This is a genomic window from Stieleria neptunia (genome assembly GCF_007754155.1).
GTDB classification, from domain to species: domain Bacteria; phylum Planctomycetota; class Planctomycetia; order Pirellulales; family Pirellulaceae; genus Stieleria; species Stieleria neptunia.
In genome coordinates this window covers 10887363-10913512 of the sequence record NZ_CP037423.1, presented here as the reverse complement: position 1 = coordinate 10913512, position 26150 = coordinate 10887363, and the positions used below count along the sequence as shown (strand labels likewise).

16 protein-coding genes and 1 pseudogene are annotated in these 26150 nt (G+C 59.0%); 14 read left to right on the top strand and 3 right to left on the bottom strand.

All coding sequences use genetic code 11. The annotated features are described in order from the left end of the window. Positions 1 to 119: 119 nt before the first annotated feature. Both Enr13x_RS37375 and Enr13x_RS37370 read right to left on the bottom strand, forming a co-directional pair. Positions 120 to 1292: an EF-hand domain-containing protein gene (locus Enr13x_RS37375; RefSeq protein WP_145391992.1), complete on the bottom strand. Its 1173-nt coding sequence runs from the start codon at positions 1290 to 1292 to the stop codon at positions 120 to 122. A 136-nt stretch (positions 1293 to 1428) separates the two neighbouring features. Beyond that, a complete protein-coding gene (locus Enr13x_RS37370; protein ID WP_197455625.1) occupies positions 1429 to 2724 on the bottom strand; it encodes a transposase in 1296 nt (431 codons plus the stop codon). Positions 2725 to 3481: 757 nt separating this feature from the next. Here Enr13x_RS37370 and Enr13x_RS37365 point away from each other — a divergent pair. The 3 genes from Enr13x_RS37365 to Enr13x_RS37355 are packed head-to-tail and all read left to right on the top strand — an operon-like array spanning position 3482 to position 5249. Continuing rightward, positions 3482 to 4198 (top strand): SIMPL domain-containing protein, encoded by a 717-nt coding sequence (locus Enr13x_RS37365; protein ID WP_145391991.1) that lies wholly within the window; start codon positions 3482 to 3484, stop codon positions 4196 to 4198. Further along, positions 4195 to 4452 carry a DUF3684 domain-containing protein gene (locus Enr13x_RS37360; protein ID WP_145391990.1) on the top strand — a complete coding sequence of 86 codons (258 nt, stop codon included), beginning with the start codon at positions 4195 to 4197 and terminating at the stop codon, positions 4450 to 4452. Before Enr13x_RS37365 ends, Enr13x_RS37360 begins: the two co-directional genes overlap by 4 nt. A 53-nt stretch (positions 4453 to 4505) precedes the next feature. After that, complete coding sequence (locus Enr13x_RS37355) at positions 4506 to 5249, top strand: glucose 1-dehydrogenase (RefSeq protein ID WP_145391989.1); 744 nt, start codon at positions 4506 to 4508, stop codon at positions 5247 to 5249. 317 nt (positions 5250 to 5566) lie between these two features. Here the strand turns inward: Enr13x_RS37355 and Enr13x_RS37350 are convergent. Further along, a pseudogene (locus Enr13x_RS37350) lies at positions 5567 to 6710 on the bottom strand (transposase). 728 nt (positions 6711 to 7438) lie between these two features. On the opposite strand from Enr13x_RS37350, the gene mutL reads away from it, so the two are divergent. From mutL to Enr13x_RS37295, 11 genes are all read left to right on the top strand, one after another. Beyond that, a complete protein-coding gene (gene mutL / locus Enr13x_RS37345; protein ID WP_145391988.1) occupies positions 7439 to 9466 on the top strand; it encodes a DNA mismatch repair endonuclease MutL in 2028 nt (675 codons plus the stop codon). 105 nt (positions 9467 to 9571) lie between these two features. Beyond that, on the top strand, positions 9572 to 10558 hold the full coding sequence (locus Enr13x_RS37340) for a serine/threonine protein kinase (protein ID WP_145391987.1): 987 nt from the start codon (positions 9572 to 9574) through the stop codon (positions 10556 to 10558). 9 nt (positions 10559 to 10567) lie between these two features. Next, positions 10568 to 12481, top strand: a complete 1914-nt coding sequence (gene asnB / locus Enr13x_RS37335) for an asparagine synthase (glutamine-hydrolyzing) (RefSeq protein WP_145391986.1) — start codon at positions 10568 to 10570, stop codon at positions 12479 to 12481. Positions 12482 to 12596: 115 nt separating this feature from the next. After that, on the top strand, positions 12597 to 14600 hold the full coding sequence (locus tag Enr13x_RS37330; RefSeq protein ID WP_145391985.1) for a sigma 54-interacting transcriptional regulator: 2004 nt from the start codon (positions 12597 to 12599) through the stop codon (positions 14598 to 14600). A gap of 398 nt (positions 14601 to 14998) precedes the next feature. Then, on the top strand, positions 14999 to 15331 hold the full coding sequence (locus tag Enr13x_RS37325; RefSeq protein WP_145391984.1) for a putative quinol monooxygenase: 333 nt from the start codon (positions 14999 to 15001) through the stop codon (positions 15329 to 15331). A 63-nt stretch (positions 15332 to 15394) separates the two neighbouring features. After that, complete coding sequence (locus tag Enr13x_RS37320) at positions 15395 to 16279, top strand: YybH family protein (RefSeq protein WP_145391983.1); 885 nt, start codon at positions 15395 to 15397, stop codon at positions 16277 to 16279. A 113-nt stretch (positions 16280 to 16392) separates the two neighbouring features. Beyond that, positions 16393 to 17793 (top strand): hypothetical protein, encoded by a 1401-nt coding sequence (locus Enr13x_RS37315; RefSeq protein WP_145391982.1) that lies wholly within the window; start codon positions 16393 to 16395, stop codon positions 17791 to 17793. 15 nt (positions 17794 to 17808) lie between these two features. Continuing rightward, a complete protein-coding gene (locus Enr13x_RS37310) occupies positions 17809 to 19068 on the top strand; it encodes an efflux RND transporter periplasmic adaptor subunit (protein ID WP_145391981.1) in 1260 nt (419 codons plus the stop codon). Beyond that, a complete protein-coding gene (locus Enr13x_RS37305; RefSeq protein WP_145391980.1) occupies positions 19065 to 22169 on the top strand; it encodes an efflux RND transporter permease subunit in 3105 nt (1034 codons plus the stop codon). The genes Enr13x_RS37310 and Enr13x_RS37305 overlap by 4 nt, the downstream gene beginning before the upstream one ends. Before the next feature lie 651 nt (positions 22170 to 22820). After that, on the top strand, positions 22821 to 23255 hold the full coding sequence (locus Enr13x_RS39285) for a transposase (protein WP_231744013.1): 435 nt from the start codon (positions 22821 to 22823) through the stop codon (positions 23253 to 23255). A gap of 114 nt (positions 23256 to 23369) precedes the next feature. Continuing rightward, positions 23370 to 25700 carry a transporter substrate-binding protein gene (locus Enr13x_RS37295; RefSeq protein ID WP_145391978.1) on the top strand — a complete coding sequence of 777 codons (2331 nt, stop codon included), beginning with the start codon at positions 23370 to 23372 and terminating at the stop codon, positions 25698 to 25700. The last annotated feature ends 450 nt before the right edge of the window (positions 25701 to 26150 follow it).

Sequence of the window (26150 nt, the reverse complement as noted above, 5' to 3'; positions counted from 1 at the left end):
CGATTGGAACGCCAGAGCCTGGTCTTCTGGAAAGGAAGGCAGAAAAAGGGTGCGACAAAAACGAGACCCGATCGTTGCCCACCGGTCTCAAATTCCAGCGACCGACTTTTTCCTACCTTTCATTTGGTTTTTTGGATGAACCGGGCCAGTTCTTTCATGTCGATGGCCGCGTCGCCGTCTTGATCGACCAGGCTGAGCTTTTGGGGCGAAAGCGGGCTGTCGCGGTTGGCGCCGCTGGCGACCAGTTCCGCCTTGGAAAGCTTGCGGTCGCCGTTGGAATCGTTTCTGGCGATCAAGATCGATGCACGCTTGGCGGCTTCGTCGTCAAACCCAAGGCGTTGGCGTTGTTTGGCCAAGTAGGTTTCCATCTCCAACAGGGACAGATTTCCGTCACCGTTCTCGTCGGGGCTGCCGAGGTCCAAATCGCTGTCAGCTTGACGAAACCGATCCGCTGACACCAAGCCGTCGCCGTCCTGATCGGCCCTGCGAATCACGTTGCGGGCGAGCAGTTGATCCGAGGGTGTCATGCCCATCCGCATGCGGCGATCGGCCAAGTATTCGGCCAGCTCCGAGACCGACAACGATTCGCTGTCGTTTCGATCGAACTTCATCGTTGCCGCATCCAACCCCACCGTTTCAAGTTCGTCGCCGCCCAGCTGACGATCCCCGTTGGCATCGCCCTGGTTGATCAGCGACATCGCGCCGCCTTGGTCACAACCCTTGACGCCCAGTTCGTCGCGAAACTTGCGCTCGAACGCCAATCCGCGAATCAGTTCCTCCGGAGAAAGTTCGTCGTCGGAATTTCGGTCGTAGCTGTCGATCTGGTCCGAAAACGTGTTGTCCTCTAATTCCCGCAGCTGCAATTTGCCGTCTCGGTTGCTGTCGTAACGCTTGGTGTAACGGTCGGCCAGGATCGAATCCATCTGAACGATGCCTGCGTTTTCACGTTCGGTTGCCAGCTTGAGCGTGACTTCGACATGCTGCAGGTCGCCGCTGCGATTGAGATCAAACGGACGGATCTCTTCGCTGGTCCACTTGAGCCGCTCGCACTCGGACTTGCTGAGCGCCCCGTCGTCATCCAAATCATGTCGGGCGAACAGTTTGGCAGTCGCGGTCAAGTCCATTTCCAATAGTTTGATGGACAGCGGATCGGCCGGCTCGGATCGCGTGCCGTCGTCTTGTGCAACGAGCGACGGCGTGGCATCCAACCCGGCAACGCAGGCAAGAAGAACGAGCAGCCATGCCGAAGAACGATTGGATCGGCAGCAGTGGGAGAGGATCAGGGTCGGCATGTCAGAACGGCTCCGCGTGGTCGACTGAAGAATTCTGGAAAGAACGAAGCAACGAACGGAAAATGAGTGGGATAGGCTTCCAGCCTGTCGATGCTGTCATGACAGGCTGGAAGCCCAGGGCTGTAAGGGTATCCTGCTAGGTCAATCCTAGCAGTTTCGCGGTCGAAACATGAGACGAGGCTACATTCCTTGATCGGTGCGGCTTTTTCTTCTTCGGGCCGCGGACCGATTTTCTGTACTCCTTTAGGTCGATCGTCCGAGCGATCTTCTTCAGCATCGCGACGAGGCCTTTGATTGTCGTCGGAATCAATTCTGCCCACTCGTCCTCGGTGATCGCAATCAACATCCCTTCGGTTTTATCGGAGACATTTTTTGAGACGTGAAAGTGGCTGATCGCTTCCACCTCTGATTCGTCATGGGTCGCAAACAAAGCCGCAAAGATGGTTTGTCGAAGATTGAACGCGAGCAGCGACATACAAAACAGGAACGTTGCTGCTTTGGGATGACCGACACCTGATTTCTCGCAAGTGAGCGTCATCTGTAAAATATTGAACGCGGTTTCTTCTTCCCAGCGATGCCGGTAAACCTCTGCCACGTCCTTAGCCGAAACTGTGGCGGGAAGATTCGTCAACACGTGAATCTCTTCGTCGCCATCTCGCGTTGGCGAGTCCAATATGACAGTGATTCGGCGAACCACCATGGCATCTTCGGCAGCAGATAGTTTCAACGCTTGTTCGTAGACTACGCCTGTGCTGCTGCGGCCAATGCGTTTGCGTTTTCCCAGTAAAACGCCTTTCAAACGCCCGTGCTGGCGGATCACGAAGAAGCTTTTGGATTGAGCGAGTTTGTTGAGGAATGGGACGATGCAATAATGCCGGTCCGCAATTACGACATCATTCGGCTGGATATCATCCACGATCCGATCGCAACACGTCGACTCTTGCGCGTGGCCGTCAAGCAGCACGTACGCGCGGTCAAACACCTGTCGCTGTAGGTCAAACCTCGCGACTAGTTTACCCGGCAACGGTGCACCCTTGACGTCTCGAAGGTCTTTCAATCTTTTGTCAGACTTCGCCAAGACATTCCCATCAATACTCAAGCAACGATAACCTGGAAGCAATTCCCAGGGTGTGAACCCCATCGCGTCTTGCATTTGGATAGTCCGCTTTGCCGCGTGCGAAACGAGCGACTCACTTACCGCTGGTTCTATGCCTCTGGTTTTGGCATAGAATGACTGTCGAGAAACGTCGAGATTCTCTTTGTGCTCCTTGTAGGCTTGATTGAAATTCTCGCTGAAATTCAAGGCCACGTCAGCGACCGTCATCGCCACTGCCTGGAATGTGGCGAGGTACTCATACTGCTTTTCTCGATTGTTATCGAAAACCAGTTGCAAATCGCTCCCGATAAAGTCCTGCGTGAGCGCCCTGGTCATGACAGCAAATGGTGCCTTGGTTACAAACCGATCAAAAACTTTCGATGACATCGCGAACCTCCGTGTAGCGTAAAACACGGGAATACACAAAAATCGCGGTCACGCGATACCCTTACAGCCCTGGGCTGGAAGCCTATCCCACTTGAAGAGATCGGATACTTCGATTCCGCCCGTTGCCAAGTATAACCGCCATGGCGGATCAAACGTTGGCTTAACGACACTCGCCAGTGCGTGGTAAACACTGGGGATCCATCTTCTGGAGGTCATGCACAACTTTCGCATTTGACCGAGCATTTGTTTATGGCCGTTGGCCAATCCCTCTCGTTTACGTTTGCGGACCTTGGGCGATGCCCAAGGCTACGGCTGTAAACGGCCGTTGGCCGAAAGCACCCACTCCCGCCAGATCTGACACGCAAAAGTTGTGGAGACACCAATGCCCCCTTTGAGAGTCCAGTGAAGCGAGGAGCAGGTTTGCTTTGCTGCTTGGGACACGCCCAACAATCGCAACATGAACGCCGCGATTGAGCGTTCGACCTCCCCTCGCTGCGCTCGACCCTCCTGCCAGGAGGGTGACATTAAAAACTGCAGAATTATCTCGCGAAGGCAACTAGGTTTGATCGGTCACACGCCTTCGATTGACGCTCCATCGATGGTCCATTAGTGTGAATTCTGAGCAGCTGCTTGCAACCGACCGCCACGCCGGTGCAGCTGCACGGTCAGATACAAAAATGGCAGATCCAAAAATGGAACTCAACTTATGAACACACGTATAACATTCGTCGCTGCCTTGTTGCTGCTGCCCCTGGGGATCGCTGCCCAGGAACCCGACTCTGAAACCGGCACCGCCAACCGGGTGATCGTCGTCAGCGGCACGGGGGAAGTCAACGGCGTGCCCGATGTCGCCGCGATCAACGTCGGCGTCGTGGTCGAGTCGGAAAGCGCGAAAGCGGCATTGGCTGCAAACAACGAACAGATGGAGCGGCTGCTGGAGAAACTCAAGCAGCTTGGCATCGCGGAAAAAGACATCCAGACCAGCAGCTTCAACGTCTCGCCCCGCTACCAACGCATGCGCAATCCCGGCGGGGAACCGCCCAAGATCGACGGTTATCAAGTGTCCAACCAGGTCCACATCCGGGTGCGAAAGATTGAATCGTTGGGCGGCGTGCTCGATCAAGTCGTCACGGCCGGCGCGAACCAAATCAACGGAATCAGCTTCTCGATCGCCGAGTCGGAAACCTTAATGGACGAAGCCCGCAACAAAGCCATCCGTGACGCCAAGCGAAAGGCCGGCTTGATGGCCAAGGAAGCGGGCGTCACGCTCGGTCGGTTGGTTGCAATCCGCGACCACTCCGGCGGCGGTCAGCCCGCGCCGATGCGTTTCATGGCGATGGCCGAAGCGCGTTCGTCGGTGCCCGTTCAAACCGGCGAACAAACGCTCTCGGCACAGGTTCAACTGACGTTCAAGTTTGAATGAACGACTCCAACCCCTACCGACCGACACCAATCGTCAACCCGGACGACTTGCGTGATTTGCAAACGCCGTTTCTGAAACGTCCGGCCAGGTTTGCGTCGGCACGAGCCAGATTCCTGACATCCCTTGGGCTCCTTGTCGCCGGATTGATGATTCAGGTTGTCACCGGTCCCTACGGGTTTTGGATGTGGTGGTGTTGCTACCTCGCATGCATGATCTGCTTGATCTGGGCGATGTTTGCGACGGTTGCGGACTGAATCTCAACGCAGCCTCAACGGAATACTAGCTTGCCATGAGGGAGACGAGAGCGATGACCGAAAAGGTTGCCATTGTGACGGGAGCAAGTCGGGGGATTGGTGCCGCGACAGCAACACTTCTCGGCCGGAACGGGTATCGCGTTGCGGTCAATTACCGCCAGCGATCGGATGCGGCCGATTCCGTCGTGGCGCAGATCGTTGCCGGCGGAGGCGATGCGTTCGCAGTCCAGGCGGACGTTTCCGACGAGAATCAGATCAAACGACTTTTTGCTTCGGTCGACGATCGCTGGGGACGACTCGATGCGCTCGTCAACAACGCTGGAATACTGCAGCCTCAAACACCGGTGCAATCGATCACGGCAGAACGATTGAATCGAATTCTTGCCGTCAATGTGTTCGGCCCCTTTCTCTGCTGTCGCGAAGCGCTCCAGCGAATGAAAACCGGCGGCAACATTGTCAACGTGTCCTCGATCGCCTCGCGCACGGGATCACCCCACGAATATGTCGACTACGCCGCTTCCAAAGGGGCGATCGATTCGCTGACGATCGGCTTGGCCAAGGAGGTCGCCGGTCGAGGGATCCGGGTCAACGCGGTCCGGCCGGGGATCATCGAGACGGAGATCCATGCCGACGGTGGAGAACCGGGGCGAGCCCAACGCATCGGTGCCACGCTTCCGCTGGGGCGCGCCGGTCGATCGGAAGACGTGGCTGAAGCGATCCTCTGGCTCCTGTCGGATCGCTCCAGTTTCACCACCGGCCAGTTCATCGACGTGGCCGGCGGGATTGCACCAAGTTAAGAAGTCACCCTCCCGTGTGGAGGTCGTGCGGTTTACAAAGCAACCCTCCTGGCAGGAGGGTCGAGCGAAGCGAGGGGAGGTCGAACGGTGAATCGCGAATTTACCTCACCTGCAAGAGTCGCGCCCCAAGCAGCACAGAGAACCCTCTCCTCGCTACGCTCGACTCTCCCAGAGGGGGTTCTTCGCGGATTTTTGGTGGGAGCTCTCGAATACTCGGGGAAGGTTTTTTGAGGGATGACTGCGATGTCCGATGGTTCTGTTCGGTAGGATGGCGAAGCCAGGTGAAGCGGAGGCGGGCTCTGCTCTCAAGGAACTTCCTACCCAGCTAGTTCATTGGGGACCACTCGCAGGTTGAGTGCAGCTGCCCGTTTCGCCAGGTTTTGCATTGCTCGCTTCTTGTATTGCTGTTCGTAATAGTCGTTGCCGACATCGACATATTCCCTCCCGTACTTCAGCATCCCATAAACTATTTTCGCGAGCTTGTGGGCCGTCGCCGTGATCGCTTTGGGTGAACCAAGACGGGAACGGATCCTGCGAAAGAACGCTCCTAAGGCGCAGTTTGATCGTGCCAGGGACGCGGCGGCTGTTCGAAGTGCGGCGGCGGCTCGGTTCGCACTTGTACGTGTTTTACCACTGAGCAATTTCCCACCTGTCTTCTTACTGCCCGGACATAGGCAAAGCCAAGAAGTGAAATGCTTCTCTGTTGCCCACCTACTCATGTCGGTACCGATTTCAGAAATCAGTGTGATTGCGGATTGACCGCTAATCCCATCAATGGTCGTCATGTCGACGCCCAGCACCCGGTAGAGCTGATTGCGCATATCGAACCGGGGGCTATTGCTTCCAGCTTTAGGAGCCTTCAGCTTCGGCAGAATCTCACCGTCACTTCGGTCGGAAAATGTACCCAAATGTTCTTCAAGCTTGGAATCGACTTCCGACAGTTTGGAACCGTAAAAACGGTACAGTTCCAGAGCCTGCTTTAACGCAAATACATGTTCTTCACGCCAATTGCCTTCCAGAGCTTTCGCGATCGTCGACTCGTCATTTTTGCACCTTGGATCGCGAAGTTTTGCGAGTAGGTGAGGGTCTCGACTGCCCGCAACAATGGCATCCAAAATGGCAAGGCCAGTGGTGCCAGTGGTGCCGGTGATGTCCGAAATGACGTGATGGAGCTGGACATTCATTTCCATCATCGCCTTCTGCATCCGTTGGATATGCTCGCTCGCGTTGGCGACGAGCATGGCTCGTTGCCGCATGTAAGAACGCAGAACACAAATTGCCGCACTCTTCCAACCAATCTGCGAGCGACGCCAGATCGGATGTAAAGGTGCCGAAGCAGCGAACGTGTGATGAGTCGCGATCGGAGGGCACGGCAACATAGTGCTGGGTCGAACCAATATCGATGCCGGCAGCGTTCAAGTTGATTGTGTCAAGTGATTGTGGAACGGGTGCGTTGTCAATCGGAAACCCACCACGTGATCGACGCTTAGGTTTCCCAGAGGATTTCTTCTTGGCCATGGCGGAACTCCGAAAGGTGACTTCAACGGAAAAACGCGGCAGGCGCGGGAGTAGGGCTCTGTTATTCTCTCAAACGGGGTCAACGCCGTGAGGCGAGCCACCAATGTCATTTTCAAGCAAACTCCCGGGACCAGGCTGAGAAGCGGGCACGAAGCACCACGTAGAGAACGGCCTCCACGACCCGCCGCGTATCCGACATGATAATCCTCACACCCAGTTCCTCGGAATCATTTGGTCACTTGTGGCCTGCGGCGGCTGAGGGGCAACCCGCCAAGGAATCACCTGGTCTGCGATGCACCGAAGGTGCTTCGTGCCCTCCGCCGGCCCCCGTGTCGGCGGAGGGGCATTTGAACCGAGCGTTTGTCCTCGCTCTCCCCATTCGGACATCGCAGCAATGCCTCGAAAAACCTGGGTCCTGAGCGATTAGCCACCAAAATCCACGAAGAACCCCCAGAGGGAGAGTGATGAATACCTTTTGAAATCAACGACTTAAAAAACTGCACAACCTCTGCCAGGGAGGGTGACTTCGGTTGTCGAGATTGATAGCTGGCAGAAGGATGATGGAGCGCGAACCCTGGCGGCGATCGTCTTGCTAGCAGTCACAGGGCCTTTCTCGGGGCGTTTGGGTTTCGGCGGTTGGTCTGGTGGGCTGGGAGGGGTAAATTGCGGGCATGGATGCCACAGCAAAAACATTACCGACGATTCGCCAACTGCCCCCCAATCTGATCAACCAAATCGCCGCCGGCGAGGTGATCGAGCGGCCGGCGTCGGTGGTCAAGGAATTGCTGGAAAACAGCGTCGACGCCGGGGCGACTCGGATCGAAGTGTCGATCGTCGGCGGCGGGACCGAGATGATCCGCATCAGCGACAATGGTTGCGGGATGACGGCCGATCAATTGCCGCTGGCGTTGGCCAGTCACGCGACCAGCAAGCTGCCGACCGACGAAGACTTGTTCCATGTTTCCACGCTCGGTTTCCGCGGCGAAGCGTTGGCGTCGATCGGCAGCGTGTCACAACTGACCATCCGCAGCCGCACCGACAGCGACGACGCGGGAAACGAAATCCAGGTTCGCGGAGGCGTGATCGAGCCGCCACAGCCGTGTGGTTGCCCGGTCGGAACGGTGATGGAAGTCCGCAACCTGTTCTTCAACACGCCGGTCCGGCATCGGTTTTTGAAAACCGCGCAGACCGAAAAGGGGCACATCGTCGAAGCCTTCACGCGGATCGCGCTGGCCAATTCGCACATCCACTTTGTGCTCAACAACAACGACAAACCGCTCTACGACTTGCCGGTGACGGAGCGATGGAGCGAGCGGATTGCGGCGTTCTTCGGCGGCGAAATCGCCGACTCGTTGATCCCGATCAACAGCGACGACTCCCAGATCCATGTCCAAGGTTATGTCTGCGATCCGTCGGTCAGCCGCGGCAATTCGCGGATGCAGTACCTGTTTCTCAACAGCCGACACATTCGCGACCGTTCGCTGCAGCACGCCCTGGGCGAGGCCTATCGTGGGCTGTTGATGGTCGGGCGACACCCGGTTTGTTTCCTGCGGATGTCGATGCCGCCGGAATTGATCGACGTCAACGTGCACCCGACGAAATTGGAAGTCCGGTTCACCGACGGCGGCCGAGTGTACAGCCGATTGCTCCAGACGCTACGGCACCACTTCCTGACCACCGATATGACGCAGCGGGTCGGCCCCGCGCCGGTTGCCGACGACGCGGATCTGACGCCGGCACCGCGCAGTGAACTGGGGATGCCGGTGCGGGCCGAACAGGCGCATCGTCAATCGGTGATCGAATGGGCGCGGACCGGAAACAGCCCCTCCGACGTGTTCGTCTCGCCGGCCCGCGGGGACGATTCCGGCGGCGGCTCGGCGGCCGCGACGGCACCCGCCCCGGGCGTCGCGACGCGTACGATTCCCTCGTTCGGTTCGGTCCCCAGCTTTCAACCGTTCCCCGGCGGCGGATCGCCACCGATGCCCCACGACACCGCTGCGACGCCGACGACCGATTCGGTGAGCGACGAAAACGTGGCCCCCTGGGACGGCCCGCAATCCGCATCGCCGGACGATTCCGGCATCGATCACCCCGCCGTTTGCCATCTCGGATTTCAAGTCCACAACCGTTACCTGGTCACGCAAGACGAAAAGGGCATGGTCGTGATCGACCAGCACGCCCTGCACGAACGCGTGTTGTACGAGCGGGTCAAAAGCAAGGTACTCGAGAGCGGTCAAACACTCGAGTCGCAAGGGTTGCTGGTCCCCGAACCGGTCTCGATGACGCCGGCCGAACGCACCGCCGTGCTGGACCACCAGGAAACCCTGGCGCAGATCGGGATGGAAATCGAAGAATTCGGCGGCGATACGATTGTGATTCGATCGTACCCGGCGATGCTCAAGAACAAGCCGCCGGCGGACATGCTACGAACCCTGATGGAATCGGTGCTCGGCGGCGGCGAAAAACCCGAGCCGATCGAATTGCTGAATCATCTGCTCTCGACGATAGCTTGCAAGGCGGCCGTCAAAGCGGGCGATCCGCTGCGGCCCGAAGAAATCCAAGCCCTGCTGGAACAGCGTGACTTGTACAACGACACCCATCACTGTCCACACGGCCGGCCGACGGCGTTGTTTTTCAGCCGTGACGAGCTGGACCGCATGTTCGGGCGACTCGGACCGCGGGCCCGGACGTCGAAGTGACGGGGGGCTCGGGAGACGGCAAATCGGCCGCATTTCTGCTGGGCTAACCGAGTCCCTGCGGGTGCGCTAGAATGATGGCGTCCATTATCTTCATTGGCGAGCGTGATGCAGAACGAACCGACCATCATCCTGTCCGGAACCGACCCCGATCTTCCACGCAAATTGCCCTCCGGAATACGCCGTTATTCCGGGCTCCGCGAAATCGCCCGGGGGGGCAACGGCGTTCTCAGTGCGGCCTTCGACCCCGTCACCGGACGGACCGTGGCGATCAAGATGCTGCACAGCGACCACCGGAATATCCCCAACGAGAAACGGCGGCTGCTCCGCGAGGCTCGCGTCACCGCCCAGCTGCAGCACCCCAACACGGTCCCGGTCTACGAAATCGGCAACGACTTGGTGCACGGCATCTATTTCACCATGAAATTGATTTCGGGGATCAATCTGTTTGAGATCCTCAAGCAAATTGCCCGCGGCGATGAACAAATCGCCAAACGTTATCCCCAGGTTCGCCGGATCTCGGCACTCTCGGACGCCTGCCTGGCCTTGGCTTATGCCCACGCACGCGGCGTGATTCATCGCGACGTCAAACCCGAAAATATCTGGCTGGGCAATTTCGGCGAAGTCTATCTGTTGGATTGGGGGACCGCCAAGGTTTGGGGGTCGATGGATGACCAAACGGTCACCCGCTACGACGCGTCCAAGCTGCAAAAGGAAGAAGACGAACAGCAGTTGCTGACGCTGACCGGCGGCGGGCAACGACCCGGCACACCGCTGTACATGTCGCCGGAACAAATCCAGGGCACTCGGACGATCGACGAACGCAGCGACATCTTTAATGCCGGTGTCTGCATGTACGAATTGCTGGCGATCCGTGAACCGTTTCGGGGCGCCAACATCGACCAGACGTTTCGCAACATCATCTCCGGCGAGGTGCCACCACCGAGCGAGAAGTCACCGGAACGAAAGATCCCCAAGGCGGCAGACGAAATCGTCATGCGGGCGATTCAAAAGAAGCCGCAGCAACGATTCCAAACCATGCGCGAGATGGTCGATGCCATTGAAGCAGTGCTTCCCCAGCTGGACCAAGGCTGATCTGACTCAATGTGTGGAATCACCGGAGCGGTATGGCAAAGCGAGTCTCTTCGCGTCGATCCGTCGCTGCTGAAGCAGATGACCGACGCGATCGCCCATCGCGGCCCCGACGATGACGGCGCTTGGATCGACAACGATCAACGCGACGGCCAAGGACGACACTACGGCGTCGCACTCGGATTTCGCCGGCTGTCGATTATCGATGTCGAGGGGGCCGCACAGCCGATGTCCAACGAGGACGGCGGCGTGCGAATGGTTTTCAACGGCGAGATCTACAACTTCAAAGCACTCCGCCATCGGCTCGAAGGCAGCGGCCATCAGTTCGCCACCGATGGCGACGGCGAATCGGTGTTGCACCTGTATGAAGACATCGGTACGGATTGTTTCGCCGAACTCAACGGCATGTTCGCGATCGCGATTTGGGACACACGCCGCAGCCGACTCGTACTGGCGCGAGATCGGATCGGACAAAAGCCACTGTACTATGCCCTGGTCGGCGATCGACTGGTCTTCGGCAGCGAACTGAAATGCTTGGCAGCCGTCCCCGGCGTCTGCAACGAAATCGATCCCGCGGCGATCGATGAGTTTTTGACGTATCAGTATGTCCCGCACCCTGGAACGATCTGGAAAGGCGTTCGAAAACTGCCGCCGGGCCATGTGGCGATTTTTGAAAAAGGCAAACTGGTCGTTCAACCGTACTGGGATTTCGATCCCACGGTGGAAGTGCCGCGATCCAAGGGCGAAGCGGTTGAGCGGCTGCGCGAGTTGCTGGCCGATTCGGTCCGACTGCGGTTGCAAAGCGACGTGCCGCTGGGATCGTTCTTGTCCGGCGGGATCGATTCGTCCTTGATCACCGCGCTCGCACAGCGTCAACAAGGCGAGATGCCGATCCGCACCTTCAGCATCGGATTCCCGATCGCCGACTTTGACGAAACCGGCTACGCGGCCCAAGTCGCCGAGCACCTGGGGACCAACCACCAGCGATTCGAAGTCCAGCCCAACGGCGTGGACATCATCGACAAATTGGTTTGGCACTATGACGAACCCTTCGGCGACTCGTCCGCCGTGCCGACTTGGTACCTGTCCGAACTGACACGCCGCGAAGTCACGGTGGCGTTATCCGGTGACGGGGGCGACGAACTGTTCGCCGGCTACGATCGCTACCGGGCGCTGTGGTTGAGCGTGCGATTGCGGAGGATGTTTCCGATTCATAAAACACCCGGCATCGGGCTGATTCAACGATTCCCCGACAACAATAAACAGTATTCGATCACCCGCCGCGCCAAGCGTTTTTTGGAAGCGATCGGCCAGCCCGAAGCACGACGTTATTTGAATTGGCTGCAGATCTTTCCCGAACGCATGCGGGCCGAGTTGTACACCGACGAGTTTGTCGAGCGGTTGCCGGGCGAAGACCCGTTCGAGTTCCTCGACGCGATCTGGAACCGCAGCGAGGGGCGCGACGTCGTGACCCGGGCGTCGACGACCGACATGCTGTCCTATCTGCCCTGCGACCTGTGCACCAAAGTCGACATCGCGTCGATGGCCCATTCATTGGAGGTGCGACAGCCGATGCTGGACCATCGCGTCGTCGAATTCGCCGCGTCGCTGCCGGTGCATCTAAAATTCCGCGGGCGGCGCGGCAAACTGCTGCTCCAAGACGCGTTCGGATCGATGATCCCGAAGTCGATCTTTACCCGCAAGAAGATGGGGTTTGGGATCCCGATCGGTGCCTGGTTCCGAAAGGAACTCAAGCCGATGGTCCACGACACCCTGCTGGCCGACGACGCGCGGATCGCACCGTACTTCCGCCGCGAGGTCGTCGAACGACTGGTCGGACAACACGAACGCATGGAAAACAACCACGGCTACCGGTTGTGGAACCTGTTGATCCTGGAAAAATGGCTGCGGCAATGGGCGGGTTAGTCCGCAGACGACCGACCTGATTTTCGCTGCGTGTCTATTGAAGCCGCACGGGTTGCTGGTTACAAACCCCTGACCACAACAATGATGGGGGCATGAACCGCAAGGCTGGCAGTTGATGAACGATAAACTTACGACGCGGGACATCAACACAAGAGCATCACCTGAGAGTCACGACAAACCGCTGGACGCCCCGCCCCCATGGGATTCGTCCCCCTGGGACTTTCGCCTGCTGTTCGATCATTCGCCGGCCGGAGTGTACGTGGTCCAGAAGGGACAGATCTGTTACGCCAATCCTGCGATGGGCGAATTGCTCGGCTGCAGTCCTGCGTTGATCATCGACCAGCCACTGCTCAGTTTCGTCCACCCCGATGATCGCCCGGCGGTCGAGTCGCAGCGCCGATGGCGATCCGAAGACACGAAGACCGCCCCCTTTCTGACCCGCATCGTCCAAGCCAATGGAACCATCACAGCCGTCGAGGTGATGGAGTCGCTTCTGAACGATCCATCACCCTTGAACCCTCCGGACGATTGCGTGCGTGTCGGCGTGATGATCGATGTCACCGCGCGCCGCACGGTCGACGTGGAGATTCAGGAGCGACTGCATTTTGAACAGCTACTGGCTGATCTTTCTGCCGGATTTGTCAATCTTCCGTGCGATCAAATTGATAGCCGGATCGACACGAGCCTACGGTCGCTGGTGGAATTCCTGGGTAACGATCGCAGTACATTTGTCGAGTTTGGTGACGATGAGGATCATGTGGTGATCTCCCATTCGTACGCCGTGCCGGATTGCCAGCCGTTTCCGATCGGGCCATTCGCCGTCTCGCATTTGCCTTGGTTTATCAACGAGTTCCGCAGTGGCAAGAACGTCTTTCTCCGTTCGATCCCGCAGGATCTTCCTGCCGCAGCGGCCAAGGAGCGGGCGCATTGCCTGGAGGAGGGAATCCAATCGAATGTTGCGATCCCGATCAAGGCGGGCGGCGAACGACTGGGCGGACTGACATTCGCATTCGTCCGCAAGCGGTGCGAGTGGCCTCGCGACATCCTCTCGCGACTGGGCTTGATCGGAGAAGTGTTCGCCAACGCATTGTTGCGACGTCGCAACGAGCAATTGCTGCAGAAAACGATGTCGGAGAACACACGGCTTCGGCGGCAATTGGAGCAGGAGAACCTCTACCTTCGCGAACAAGCCGTCGTGAAGCACCACCATGGAAAAATCATCGGCCACAGTGACGCGATCACACGGGTGCTGGCGGATGTCGAACGCGTGGCGACGACCGACGCGCCGGTCCTGTTGACCGGAGAGACCGGGACAGGAAAGGAGTTGCTCGCGCAAACGATCCACGAGTTGAGCGATCGCAAGGGCCGCCCGATGGTGGTCGTGAATTGTGCGTCGCTGCCGGCCACGTTGATCGAAAGTGAATTGTTCGGCCGCGCCGCAGGTGCGTACACCGGCGCCGCGTCGGCGGAGATCGGTCGCTTTGAGCTGGCCGACGGATCGACACTGTTTCTCGATGAGATCGGCGAATTCCCGCTGGAATTGCAGGCGAAACTGCTGCGCGTGTTGCAAGATGGCCGGTTTGAGCGTCTGGGGACCGCCAAGACAATCTCGGTCGACGTGCGGATCATTGCGGCAACCAACCGCGACCTGGAAGCGGCCACGCGTAAGAATCTGTTTTACCGGTTGAACGTCTTTCCCATCCGCGTGCCGCCGCTACGCGATCGGCGCGAGGACATCCCGCCGCTGACCTGGGCGTTCGTCGAATCCTTTGGACGGCGGATGGGAAAGTCCATCAAAACGATTCCGCGTAAGACGATGAAGCAGCTGCAGGACCACGACTGGCCCGGCAACATCCGCGAGTTGAGCAATGCCGTGGAACGCGCGATGATCCTGGCCGACAGCGACACGCTGCATGTCGACATGCCGGCAACGTCACGCGATGGCACGCAGCCGCACAAGACGCTCAAGGAAGTCGAACGGGACCAGATTCAGCTCGTGCTTGAACGAACAGGCTGGCGGATTCGTGGCAGCGGTGGCGCGGCTGAACAACTGGACATCAAACCAACGACGCTCGAAGCTCGGATGGCCAAGCTGGGCATCACACGGCCGAACCGATAAGCCAACGATGAAGATCCCGCGTGGATCTCCATTATTCTGGAGAATCCCCATTGTTTCGGGCAGTCTCTCGATCCGGGTTCGATCTTTCCCCTGCTCGTAACCCGTTGGCGTTTTGACGCTTGCAGTCTTTTTTCTGACGGATCGCCGAGCCGGTATGCGGTTTGCCTTCCAGCGGATTCGGCTCAATCGATATTGGGCCTGTCGATCCGAAGTATTCTAGTGCTTTGTCAGCTTTCAATTTTCGAGCCTGCGTTTGTCGAGCGGAAAAGGGGTCAGGTACCAAAAACCAAATGGCCCGCAGGGTGCTTCGCATTTTTGGTACCTGACCCCTTTTCCGCGGTACCCTATGAATAGAAGTTGACGAAGCACTAGGGGAATGACGAGGTGAGGTAGATCGCATGATCCAAGCCGTGTTGCGAGTCGTGGCACCACCGAACAAGCGCGCGGAGATCCTGCAGGTCTTCTGCAGCTTGGCCGGTCCGACGGAGGTGGCAAAAGGATGCCGTCTCTGCCGCGTGCTTTGCGATGCGAATGACGAGAATGCGATTCTCTATTGGGCGCAGTGGGAGACACGTGACGACCAGGACGACCACTTGCGGTCCGAACGGTTCCAGCGGCTGTTGCCTTACATTGACATGTCTCGGGAACCGCCCGAAGTCGACGTCAGCACCATGGACGCGATCGGCGGAATTGAGTTGGTTTTGTCTGTGATCCGTGCGCAGCAGCACTAATCGAATCACAGATGTTCATTACCGAAGGTGAGGCGACACGTGAAAAAAATGACTCTTGCACTCATGACAGTGGCCTGGGTTGCCCTGTGCGTGAGACCGGTGGCGGCAGATCAGGCGGCCGACGAAGCGACGATTCGCAAAGAGGTCGCGGCCTACGTCGCGGCCTTCAATCAAGGCGATGCCAAAGCGTTGGCGGCGATGTGGTCGCCCGAGGCGGTGTACACCAATCCGCTTTCGGGAGACCAGGTTGTCGGTCGCGAAGCGATCGCGGAGCAATTCGCCGCGATCTTTAACGAAAACAAAGACATCAAGCTGTCCGCGGTGACGGAATCGATTCAGTTCATCTCGCCCGGCGTTGCGTTGGAAGTGGGCACGGCAACGGTGATGCAACCCGATCAAGAGCCCGAGGAATCAGCCTACACCGCCGTGTACGTCAAGCGTGACGGTTCCTGGCTACTCGACCGCGTGACCGAGGAAGATGTCCCCGTCGTGATCTCGCACCAAGATCGTTTGAAGGACTTGGAGTGGATGATCGGCAGCTGGGTCGATCAAGACGATCAGGCGACCGTCGTCACGACGTGTCAATGGACCAAGAATCGAAACTTCATGGTTCGGATGTTCGCGATGGCGATCGGTGATCGGTTCGAGCATTCGGGGATGCAAATCATCGGTTGGGACCCCGCCGCCGGGCAAATCAAGTCTTGGGTGTTCGATTCCGATGGTGGATTCGGTGAAGGGATTTGGAAACAGAAGGAGAAGACTTGGCACATTCAATCCACCGGCACCCTGCCCGACGGAAGCAAGATGTCCTCTACCAACATCATGACCTACGTGGATGACCATACCTTCACTTGGCAATCGATCAATCGAATTGTCGACGGCGAGCTCTTGCCCAACGTGGATGAAGTCGTGGTGGCCCGAGAAGGAGCGGTAGGAGGATCTAAGTGAGCAGCAACACACAGCACGGACGTCGACAACGGCATGGACGGAAATTCATCGTCAACCGCAAGGGGTTCACGGTGAGATGCAATCGAACAATCGTATCCGGCAAGGGGAATCTAATGAAACATGCATTTCTGTTATTGGCCGTCACCAGTCTGAGCCTGTGGATGACATCCGATGCGCTCGCTCGGGGAGGACGCGGGGGTGGCGGTCGCGGAGGTTTTAGCGGTGGCGGTGGCGCGCGAGGTGGCTTCAGCGGTGGCGGTGGTTTTTCCCGCCCGTCGCCTTCGATCAGCCGGCCGTCTCCCTCGATGAGTCGTCCCGCTTCGCGGCCCTCGATGCCCAGCGTTTCGCGTCCGAGTGTTTCTCGGCCCAGCGTCGGCAGTCGTCCCAGCGTCGGCACACGCCCCAGTACCGGCACACGCCCCGGCGTCGGCACACGCCCCAGTACCGGCACACGACCCGGCGTCGGTACGCGGCCCAGCCAGGGCGATCTCCAAAACTTCTTGAATCTCGGCAGTGCCTCCGGCGCGCGGCCCAGTACGCTGCCGAGCACCCGACCGGGGACACGGCCCGGCGGCTTGCCGTCGAACCGTCCGAGCAACATCGCCAGCGGCATTGCCGGTGGTGTGGCCGGCGGCATTGCCGGCAGCGCGGCGGCCGATTTCCTGCGCGATTCGGGACCGCGACCGAGCACGCTGCCCGCCGACCGCCCCGGGGTTGGCAACCGCCCCGGAGTCGGCGATCGCCCGGGAGTTGGCAACCGGCCGGGAATTGCGGAACGACCCCGGATCGACAATCGCCCCATCGATCGACCGTTGGCAGGCAATCGCCCCGAACGGATTGAAAACCGCGGGGACCGACAGCAGATTCGTTCCGACCGCCGCGACGAGATCCGCGATCAAATGAAAGACACCCCGATTCGCGATTTCTGGTCGGACCATCCGGCGTGGGGCGCCTGGGCGATTACGCGTCCGTACCGCTGGGCGGCTTGGGGTGGGGTGACCGGCTGGGTGAGTTACGGATGGAGCGAACCGATTGAATACAGCTATGGCGAGAACGTCTACTACCAAGAAGGTTCGGTCTACTACGGTGATGAAGTCGTCGCGACCGAGGAAGAGTACGCGGCACAAGCCGAAGCGATCGCGGCCAGCGCGCCGGAGGTTCCGGCCGAAAAGAGTGAGTGGATGCCACTGGGCGTGTTTGCGTTGACACCCGATGGACAGGAATCGGGACCCGAACCCACGCTGTTCCTGCAGATGGTGATCAGCAAAGAAGGGATCATCTCCGGCACGCTGAACAACACCGCCGACAACACCACGCAGACCATCGAAGGTATGGTAGACAAGGAATCCCAGCGATCGGCTTGGAACGTGGTCGACAAGACCCGTCCGATCATGGAAACGGGAATCGTCAACTTGACCAAAGATTCCGCGCCGGCTCTGGTACACTTTGCCGACGGAACGACACAGCAATGGCTGATGGTGCGGATGGATGATCCCCAAGGCCAACAGGAATAGAAGGAGAGCGACCGGATGATCTGGACGAAATCAACACTCCGTGCGGCGATCACCGTCACGGTCATCGCCGCACTTGTGTCCGGGTGTGGCGGTCCGCCGGAGGAGCCTCCGCCGGTTCGTCCGGTGCGGACGGTCAAAGTGGGTGACCTGACCGCGATCGCCGGACGCGAATTTCCGGGTCGCGCGGCGGCGAAAGCGGAGGTGGAGTTGTCATTCCAGGTGTCTGGTCCGCTGATTTCACTGCCCGTCGACGTGGGGACCGAGGTCACCAAAGGCGGTGTGATCGCCGCCATCGATCCTCGGGATTATGAAACGGCACTGGCCAGCAACCAAGCCAACCTGGATCGCGCCAAGGCGAATCTGTTGGCGATGGAGCGTGGTGCCCGTCCGGAAGAGATTGAGCAATTGAAAGCGAGTCTCGCCCAGGCCGAGGCTTCCGCCGAACAAGCCGCCGCCGAGCACGAACGCAATTCCCGATTGATCAAAGACCGGGCGGTGTCACAAACTGATTTTGACATTTCGTTGGCGCGAAAGAAACGAACGATCGCGGAGGTCGAAAGTGCCAAAGAGGCGCTGAACATCGGCATGACCGGGGCTCGGCCGGAAGACATCCAAGCCAAACGCGCGGAGATTCGGGCGTTGGAATCTGCCGTCGCCGCCGCCAAAAATCAGCTCGATGATGCGACATTGACGGCACCGTTTGACGGTGAAATCTCTGTTCGATACGTCGACAATTTCCAGCGAGTCCAAGCCAAGCAACCGATCGTCCGCTTGTTTGACCTGTCGGAAATCGAAGTCACGATTCAGATCCCGGAATCGCTGATCGGTTTGGTGCCGGAAGTGAAGCAGGTCGCTTGCCGATTCGACGCCCATCCCGAGCGTGACTTTTTCGGGACCGTCACGAAGATCGGCCGGGAAGCCTCGCAGATCACGCGGACCTATCCGGTCACGGTTCAGATCGAACAACCCGATGACGTCAAGATTCTGCCCGGGATGGCTGCGATGGTTCGCAATCACAGGGAAGAGGGAGACGAGACGGTGACGGCTGAATTGATCGTGCCGCCCAGTTCGGTGTTCACGGTGGCCGACGATGACAGTCAATCCTATGTCTGGGTCTACGACGAAGGAACCAACAAGGTCACGCGTCGAGCGGTGACCACCGGTGAACTGACCCCCGTGGGTCTCAAGGTGATCGAAGGCATTCAAGTGGGCGAACGAGTCGTCACCTCGGGCGTCAACTCCTTGACCGAAGGTCAGGAGGTCAAGCTGCTGTGAGTTTGGCTGCGATATCGATTGAAAAGCGCGCGATCACCTACTTCGGCATCCTGCTGATTGTCGTCGGCGGCGTCTTCTGTTATTTCCAACTCGGTCAGTTGGAAGACCCCGAGTTCTCCGTCAAGACGGCGGCCATCACGACGACCTATCCTGGCGCCAGCGCCGAACAGGTCGAACTGGAGGTCACCGACCGGATCGAAACGAAGTTGCAGGAGATGGCCGAGGTCAAGGCCGTCTATTCCAACTCACGGCCTGGACTGTCCATCATCAAGGTGGATATCAAGAGCAACTATTGGTCCGAACGCCTGCCACAGGTCTGGGATGTGCTGCGCAAGAAGGTCGCGGACATCGAACCGACACTGCCGCCGGGGGCCGGCAAGCCGAAGGTCGGTGACGACTTCGGATACGTGTTCGGGTTCTTGTTGGCCGTCAGCAGCGACGGTTACAGCTACGCCGAGCTGGAACGCTACGTCAAGGACATGCGAAAGGAGCTGAGCGTCGTCAAAGGGGTCGCGCGCGTCGATTTTTGGGGCGTCCAGCAAAAGCGAATCTACCTCGACGTCTCGTCATCGCAACTTGCCGAATTGAACATCACGCCGGCGCAGTTCATTCAAACCCTGCAATCGCAGAACATGGTCGTCGACGCCGGCAACGTCGATTACCAGACACAGCGGATGCGTGTCACACCGACGGGCGAGTTCGGCACGCCCGAGGAAATCGGCGAACTGGCGATCACGAGCGTAGTCAACGGACAAGATGAGATCATCCGCATCCGCGATTTGGCGACGATCAACGTCGGTTACATCGACCCCCCGACACAGTTGCTGCGGCATAACGGTCGCGAGGCGATCGCGTTGGCGATTGCCCCGGCTGCCGGTGAAAACGTTGTCGAGGTGGGCACGCGCATCGACACTCGGATCAACGAGTTGTTGGCCGAGTTGCCGGTCGGCATCAACATCGAACGCATCTCCTGGCAATCCGATCAGGTCAGCGAATCGATCCGCGCGTTCATGGTCAGCCTGCTCGAAGCGGTGGCGATCGTGCTCGCGCTGCTGGCGTTCACGATGGGGATTCGGCCCGGCATCATCATCGGGATCAGCGGGCTGGTGTTCCCGATTCTGGGCACCTTCATCGTGATGGCGATCATGGGGATCGACCTGCACCGTATTTCACTCGGCGCGATGATCATCGCGATGGGGATGATGGTCGACAACGCAATCGTGGTGACCGACGGCATCATGGTGCGGATCGCCAAAGGCATGGACCGCAAGCAAGCGGCGATCGAAGCGGCCGACGCACCGGCGATCCCGCTGCTGGGCGCGACGATCGTGGCCTGCATGGCGTTTTATCCGATCTTTGCCTCCAGCTACGACACCGGCGAGTATGCCGGCAGCCTGTTCACGGTCGTGGCCATCTCGTTGCTATTGAGCTGGGTGTTTTGCCAGACGATCGGGCCATTGTTGTGCATGGCGATGTTGCCGGACCCCAAGCAGGGACAAGAAACGACCGCCCCGTACCAGGGGACGCTGTATCAGAAATTTCGCAAACTGTTGTCACTGACCATCCGCCATCGCTTTCTGTTCCTGGCCAGCATGGTCGGGTTGTTGGCGGTCAGCGTGTTCGGCTTCCGCTGGGTGCCCCAGCTGTATTTCCCAGACTCCAGTCGATTGCAAGTGATGATCGACTACTGGGCTCCCGAGGGAACGCGGATCCAGCAGACGAGTGCGGATTTGCAGCGGATCGAAGCGTACGTCCAGCAGCACGAGGCGACCACCTCGGTCAGTGCCTTTGTCGGCAAAGGCCCGCCCCGCTTCTACTTGCCGGTCAGTGCCGAAGACCCCTACACCTCCTACGCCCAGATCATCGTCAACACGAAGTCGCTCGACGGCGTCAATGAACTTCTCGCCGATACCGATGCCTGGGTGAAAGAGAACGTCCCCGAGGCGATGGTGCGGGTTCGCAAATACGCGGTCGGCGCGTTTGATGACTGGAAGATCGAAGCACGCTTCAGCGGACCGGCCAACGCCGACCCGGAGACGTTGCGCAGGCTGGCTGAAGAGGGCGCGCAGATCTTGCGAGATACCCCGCTGGCCAAGGAAGTGCGCGTCAATTGGCGTGAGCGTGTCCAGGCATTGTCACCGCAATACAACCAGGAACGGGCGCGTTGGGCAGGCGTGTCGCGCGACGATTTGGCTCGGGTGATGAAGCGCGCCTCCGACGGCGTCGTCGTCGGACAATACCGGCAGGACGACGATTTGATTCCGATCGTGGCGCGGAGTGTCGAATCCGAACGCCAGCGGGCGGCCACTTCGCTGGAAGAACTTCAAGTCACACCGAAGTTGTCGACCCATTCCGTACCCGTTTCACAGGTCATCGACGGCATCGAGGTGCCCTGGGAAGACCCGATCATCTGGCGTTGGGATCGTCGCCGAGCCATTACCGTTCAGTGCTCACCCAACAGCACCACGGCACCGACCCTGCGCAACGCGATCGTCGACAAGTTCGACGCCATTGAGCTTCCGCCGGGCTATCGATTGGACTGGGACGGCGAGTACTGGAGTGCGAAGCAGTCGCAGGAAGCGTTGGCGCCGGGGATCGTCCCTGCCGTCGTCATCATGTTGTTTATTCTGGTCGCATTGTTCAACGGATTTCGCCCCATGCTGATCTGCATCGGAGTGATTCCCTTTGTGATGATCGGCATCACCGGGGGCATGTTGTTGACGCAGACACCATTCGGATTCATCGCATTGTTGGGAGCGATGAGTCTATCGGGCATGATGATCAAGAACGCCGTCGTGCTGCTGGATGAAGTCAACGCCAATCTCGGTAAAGGTCTGACGCCGTACAACGCCGTGGTCGAAGCGGGGGTCTCGCGCTTGAGCCCCGTGGTCAATGCGGCGGGAACCACCGTGCTCGGCGTGTTACCAATGCTGCAAGACGTGTTTTGGGTTGCCTTGGCCGTGACGATTTTTTTCGGTCTGATCGTCGGCACGGGGCTGACGATGGTGATGGTGCCCACGCTCTACGCGACGCTCTACCGGATTCCGTACGACGGCCCTTCCGGGCGGTCGCCAGAACCGCCCGGTTCAGCCGAAGGCTGAACGTAGGACAACCCAGAAGGGATGTCCTACGGAATTGAATGTACGACGGCCCTTCCGGGCGGTCGCCAGAACCGACCGGTTCAGCCGGTGGCTGAATCGGAGGACAACCCGGAAGGGATGTCCTACAGAATGGAACGTACGACGGCCCTTCCGGGCGGTCGCCAGAACCGACCGGTTCAGCCGGAGGCTGAACGGAGGACAACCCGGAAGGGATGTTCTACAGAATTGAACGTACGACGGCCCTTCCGGGCCGTCGCTTGAACCGACCGGTTCAGCCCCCGAGCTATACAGAGCCGACGGCCCAGAAGGGCCGTCGTACAACAATGAAGATCCCGACGGCCTAAAAGCGCTGTCCTACACCGTCGTGCAGCTGAACCGCAGATGACAACGTTCAACCTGTCCGCTCCGTCGCACTTTCGTGGGCTCGATCCCGATCTGCCCATTCGGTTTTATCAACGACACCTTCCACACTGGCGGCAAGACGGGGCGACGTATTTTGTAACCTTCCGACTGGCCGACTCCATCCCCCGGAAGCAACGCGACGACCTTCAAAGATGGCGCGAAATTTGGGAGCAAACAAATCCACAACCACGATCCGAAGCACAGTGGCATGAATTCGCTCGTGAGATTACATGCCGAACCGAGCGTTGGATGGACGAAGGCTATGGTGAGTGCTACCTCCGCGATGCATCCACCGTACAAATGATGTCCGACGCCTTGATGCATTTTCAACAACAACGGTATTTCACCGCATGCTATTGCGTCATGCCCAACCACTGTCATGTGGTCGTCAAGCCGTTGGATGAGTTTGAACTGGAGGACATTCTCCAAAGCTGGAAGGGTTATGTCGGGTTTAAAATCAACAAGCAGCTCGAACGACACGGAGCAATCTGGGCCGAAGAGAGCTACGACCGCATCATTCGCGATGAAGAACATTTGTTTCGCGTTGTCCAATACATCGGAAACAATCCTCGGAAAGCCGGCTTGCCATCAAGCCGATGGCATCGTTGGATCCATCCCGACTGGCAGGCCGAAGGCTGGCGTTTCCAAGAGGTGAGCGCAGGCCCTTCCGGATCAACACACTAAACGTACGTCGCTGCGACGTACGCGACGGCCCGGAAGGGCCGTCGTACTGCACGTCTTGGTACGACGGTCCTGCCGGGCCGTCGCACAACACAGGGCAACCGAATTTAGATCCACATGCCGTCAGACAAGAAACCTCCGCCTGAGACGCCTGAACGGCGCGACGATGTCACGCGAATGCAATTCGGCGAAACCGAAAGCATGTCCGCGATTCCAGGTGATACCGCACCGATCTCACAAGGGAGTCTGCCCGCGGAGAACTGGATCGGCAAGTCGCTGGGCAAATATGAAATCACCGGGATGCTCGGACAGGGAGGCATGGGCGTTGTGCTGCGGGCCCACGACCCGACGCTCGAACGCGACGTGGCGATCAAAATCCTGACCGGGAACTTGGCCGCCAACGCGACCGCCCTGAGCCGCTTTCAGTCGGAAGCCAAGGCCGCGGGAAAACTCAGCCATGCCAACGTCGCGGCAATCTACGAGATCGCCCAAGAAGGTGAATGGAACTATCTGGTCATGGAACTGCTGACCGGCGGCAGCATCGCGGCGGAATTGCAAACCCGCGGCGCCTGCTCTCCGCTCGAAGCGACTCGGATCCTGATCGACGCCTGCCACGGCATCGCGGCCGCTCACGCCGAAGAGTTGATCCACCGCGACATCAAGCCGGCGAATTTGGTGCGAGCGGCCAACGGAGCCGTCAAGTTGACCGACTTCGGACTGGCGAAGTTTTCTTCAACAGGCGGGGCAATGCAACTGACGCAGTCGGGAACGATCCTCGGTACGCCGTACTTCATGAGCCCCGAACAATGTCAGGCGCAACCCGTCGACACCCGCACGGACATCTATTCGCTCGGCGCAACCTACTTCTGCCTGTTGACCGGACGACAACCGTACGATGAATCCGACAGTGTCGTGCAGGTCATGTACGCCCACTGCAACAAGAGCATTCCCGATCCACGTGAGGTTCGTCCGTCGGTCCCACCGGCATGCTCGGCGATTGTCTCCCACGCGATGGCGAAAGATCCGGACGATCGCTATCCGTCCGCCGAGGCGATGCTGCGAGATTTGGAAGCCGTGGCTGCAGCCTTGTCGGGCGAAGCCCGAATCGACCTGCCCAGCCAGTCGGGCATGAGGCGCGCCCCAATCGGACCGTCCAAGCCGTTGCAAACCGATCGCCGGTTGATAGGCGGCATCGTCGCTTTGACCTTGTTCCTCGTGATTGCACTTTCCGTCTGGAGTTTTCTCCCATCCGTTCCCACCCCGATCGCCCCGCAAGGCGAGCCGATCAAGGTGGGTTTGCTGCAGTCCATCAGCGGCACGATGTCCGCCAGCGGAACCAGCGTCATCGATGCCACGCTGCTGGCGATCGACGAAATCAACGAGTCGGGCGGCTTGTTGGGCCGTCCCATCAAAGCGGTTGTCGCCGACGGTCGATCGGACACGCAGAGCTATGCCCGCGAGGCGGAAAGGCTGATTGTCCAGGAGCACGTCTGTACGGTGTTCGGTTGCTGGACCTCGGCGAGTCGCAAGACCGTCAGGCCGATCATCGAAGCGCACGACCACCTGCTGGTCTACCCACTTCAGTACGAAGGGATGGAAGAGTCTCCCAACATCATTTATCTGGGTGCCGCCCCCAACCAGCAGATCATTCCTGCCGTCGCCTGGGCCAGCGAGAGTCTGAACCGAAGACGGTTTTTTCTGGTGGGGTCCGACTACGTTTTCCCACGCACCGCCAGCGAAGTGATCAAAGACCAACTCGAGCAATTGGACGCGGAAGTGGTCGGCGAAAGGTATCTGCCGCTGGGCGGTTCGGAATTCGAACCGGTCGTGCAAGCGATCTTGCAATCCAAGCCGGATCTGATCGTCAATACGCTCAACGGTGATTCCAACGTGGCCTTTTTCCGTGCCATCCGTGCAGCCGGTATCAAGCGAGACGACACGCCCTGTTTGTCGTTCAGCATTGGTGAGCAGGAACTCCGCGGCCTGGACATCGCCTCGGTTGAAGGTGACTACGTCGCTTCGACGTATTTTCAATCCTTGGATACCCCCGCCAACCAGGCCTTTCTAGCGCGGTTCAAGGCCAAACACCCCCATCGCGTGGTTTCCGGCGCGATGGAGAATGGTTACGCGGGCGTCCATTTGTGGGCACAGGCCGTACGTGACGCGGAGAGCATTGAACCCAAGAAAATTCGCCGGGCGATCCGCGGCCAGCACCTCGTCGCTCCGGAAGGCGAAGTCCGCATCGATCCCGAAACGCAACACTGTTTTCAAATTCCAAGAATCGGCCAGATTCAAGACGATGGGCAGATCCGAGTTGTCTGGAGCGCCGACGAACCGATTCGGCCAGACCCCTATCCGCCCAGCCGTACCGCCGAAGATTGGAAAGCCTTTCTTCACGACCTTTACGTCGGTTGGGGCAACGAATGGACGTCGCGGCTAAACGAGTAGACGCCCCGGTATGGCGAGAAAGCTATCGAGAATACCGTACGACGGCCCTTCCGGGCGGTCGCTTGAACCGCACGGTTCAGCCGGAGGCTGAACGGAGGACAACCCGGAAGGGATGTCCTACGGAATTGAATGTACGACGACCCTTCCGGGCGGTCGCCTGAACCGCACGGTTCAGCCGGCGGCTGAACGGAGGACAACCCAGAAGGGATGTCCTACAGAATTGAATGTACGACGGCCCTTCCGGGCGGTCGCCTGAACCGCACGGTTCAGCCGGCGGCTGAACGGAGGACAACCCGGAAGGGATGTCCTACGGAATTGAATGTACGACGGCCCTTCCGGGCGGTCGCTTGAACCGCACGGTTCAGCCGGTGGCTGAACGGGGGACAACCCAGAAGGGATGTCCTACAGAATTGAATGTACGACGGCCCTTCCGGGCGGTCGAGAGCGAAA